We start from the raw sequence: 2,722 nt of genomic DNA, 5'->3' as shown, positions 1-2,722 counted from the left end.
TGTAAGCGGCAACTTTAAACTGACCGGAGTCGGAAAATCCGACTGACCGTTCGCGGCAGGGTTTTGACCCGTGGCGGCAAGCATTTTTGAACAGTATTCGGCCACCTTTGGTGGCGTGGTGTGCCGGGGATTCCCTTGTCCATCCCTCGTGTCGTTACGAGGAGAGCCCCTTCCTTCCGCGGTGAAATGGCGATGTCGATCGTCTGTATTTCACCCCGTTACGGGAAGGAAGGGGCTCGTTGTGAAGTCTCCAGGAGAGTTCATGGAAATTTTAGCTGCTTATGATCTGACCCGGTCCTACCGGGATGCCGCGAAGATCTGCGGCGTTTCGCATAACACGGTGCGCTCTTATGTGAAGGCCCGTCAGGAAGGCGCGCAGGCTCCGGTGGCCCGGCAACGCGGCCGTATGACCGACCCGTTCCTGCCGCAGATGATCTCCTGGGTCGAGCAGTCCCGCGGGAAGATCCGCGGCGATGTCGTGCATGAGAAGCTCCTCGCTCTGGGGTTCACCGGGTGCGAGCGGACAACCAGGACCACACTGGCTGAACTGAAGGCGAAATACCGGGCAAGGAGCGTGCGCGTGCACCGGCCCTGGACTCCGGAGCCAGGGCTATGGCTCCAGTTCGACTACGGGGATGGCCCCGTGGTCGAGGGGGTGAAGACCGTGTTGTTCGTGGCCTGGCTGGCCTTCTCGCGGTTCCGGATCGTGATCGCCTTGCGGGACAAGACAATGCCGAGCGTCTTCGCCGCCCTGGACCGGACATTCCGGCTGGTCGGCGGGATCCCGACCTACATTTTGACCGATAACGAAAAGACTGTCACGATCGAGCACATCGCCGGGATCCCGGTCCGCAATCACCAGATTGTCGCGTTTTCCAGGCACTATTCGACGTCCCTGCAGACGTGCATCCCGGCAGACCCTGCCTCCAAGGGCGGGGTGGAGAACGCGGTCAAGATCGCCAAAGCCGATCTCGTCCCGAAAGAGACCAACCTGCTGCCCGAGTACCGTTCCTTCGCCGAACTGGAGGCGGCGTGCGAGGCGTTCATGGAGGAGGTGAATTCGCGGGTGCACCGGGCAACGCTGGAGATCCCGAAGGACATGCTCCGTGTTCTCGAGCGACCCCGGCTGCATCCGGTCCCGGAAACCCCGGTGACGGCGAGTTTCGGCCAGACCCGCCAGGTTCCGCCAAACATGCCCATGATCACGTTCGAACAATGCCGGTACTCCGTCCCGCACACCCTGATGGGTGAGATGGTCTGGGTGCGCGGAACCGAGACCGATGTCGTCATCGTCCACGTCGGTGACGCCGGCCCGGTCGAGGTCGCCCGGCACCAGCTCACCCGCCCCGGCACCCCCGCGATCATTGACGCGCACTTCCCGCCAGCCCCCGCCGGCGCTTTGGACCGGGTGATCCGCCCGACCAACCAGGCCGAGGAAGAATTCCTGGCCCTGGGCGCCGGGGCAGCGCTCTGGCTCAAGGAAGCCGCCGCGGCCGGGACTGGAAAGATCCGGCACAAAATGGAACGCGCCGTCACCCTTGCCAAGGTCCTGGGCAGCGACGAGGTCGACAAGGGCCTGGGAGCGGCCGCGGTGCACCATCGCTTCACCCACGAGGACCTGCTCTCCATCATCAATACCGCCGACGGGAAGAGCCACCCCACCGCCACCATCCATGCCGTCACCGACCAAGGCCGATGGCTCAGCCAGGGCACCAGCGGCTGGGCCAACTTCGGCACCACCCCGGCCGCCACCACTGATGACGACTTTGAAGGAGCCACTGAATGAGCTCGACAGCCGTTGCCCCCAGCCCGCTATCGGACCCGGCGCTGGAGAACGTGATCGGGCTGATGCGCACGACCCGGATGCCGCACGCCCGCGCCGTCGTCGCCGACGTCCTGGCGACCGCGAAAGCCCAACGCTGGGACCCCACCGAAGTCATCCGTGTCCTCCTCGAAGCCGAAGCTACCGGCCGGAATCGGTCAATGCTGGCCACCCGCCGCAAACGCGCAGGCTTCCCGTCCGGGAAAACCTTCGACGTCTGGGACGAGACCCTCTCCACCCTCCCCGCCGCGACGACCTCGTTCCTGCGGACCCTGGAGTGGGTGCGGCGGCGCGAGAACCTGATCGCCTGCGGGCCCTCCGGCACCGGCAAAACCCTGCTCCTGGAAGCACTGGGCCAGCAGGCCATCGATCAAGGCATGTCCGTGTCCTGGCTGAGCATGGAAGACCTCGGCGCTCTCGTGCGCCGGCACCGCATCGATGACAGCGTCAACAAAGCCATCACCCGCGCCACCAGCGTGGATTTGATTTGTATCGATGACATCGGGCTTTTGCCGGTTTCCGCCGACGCCGCGGAGGGCTTCTACCGGGTCGTGGAAGCCTCCTACGAGAAGCGCGCCCTGGCGATCAGCTCAAATATCCACCCGTCAGGGTTCGATGAGCTCATGCCCAAAACCATCGCCACCGCGACAGTGGACCGGCTCCTCCACCACGCCCACCTCTGCCAAACCAGCGGCGACTCCGTCAGGCTCATGCAAGCTCAAAACGGGAAAGGAACCCGCCCCATGAACTAACCCCAAACCCTGGTCAGACGCCCGGCCAACCCGGCACGCCCGGGGCGCCTGACCCTGTCCAAAAATATCTGCCGCGCCCGGTCAATCACTTGCCGCCAACGGGCAACCCAACATACCGCGCCCGGTCATTTCTAAGTTGCCGTTGACA

At 64.4% G+C, this 2,722-nt stretch carries 2 protein-coding genes; both read left to right on the top strand.

Annotated features, from left to right (window positions below; all coding sequences use genetic code 11):
* Positions 1-241: 241 nt before the first annotated feature.
* Positions 242-1,786, top strand: coding sequence for an IS21 family transposase (gene istA / locus BMF89_RS21310; protein ID WP_078109039.1), 1,545 nt, complete (start codon positions 242-244; stop codon positions 1,784-1,786).
* Positions 1,783-2,574: an ATP-binding protein gene (locus BMF89_RS21305; RefSeq protein WP_078109038.1), complete on the top strand. Its 792-nt coding sequence runs from the start codon at positions 1,783-1,785 to the stop codon at positions 2,572-2,574. The genes istA and BMF89_RS21305 overlap by 4 nt, the downstream gene beginning before the upstream one ends.
* The last annotated feature ends 148 nt before the right edge of the window (positions 2,575-2,722 follow it).

It is taken from the genome of Arthrobacter sp. SRS-W-1-2016 (genome assembly GCF_002009585.1).
GTDB lineage: Bacteria > Actinomycetota > Actinomycetes > Actinomycetales > Micrococcaceae > Arthrobacter > Arthrobacter bambusae_A.
The sequence above is the reverse complement of the archived record's forward strand: the minus strand, read 5'-3'. Positions and strand labels throughout refer to the sequence as shown.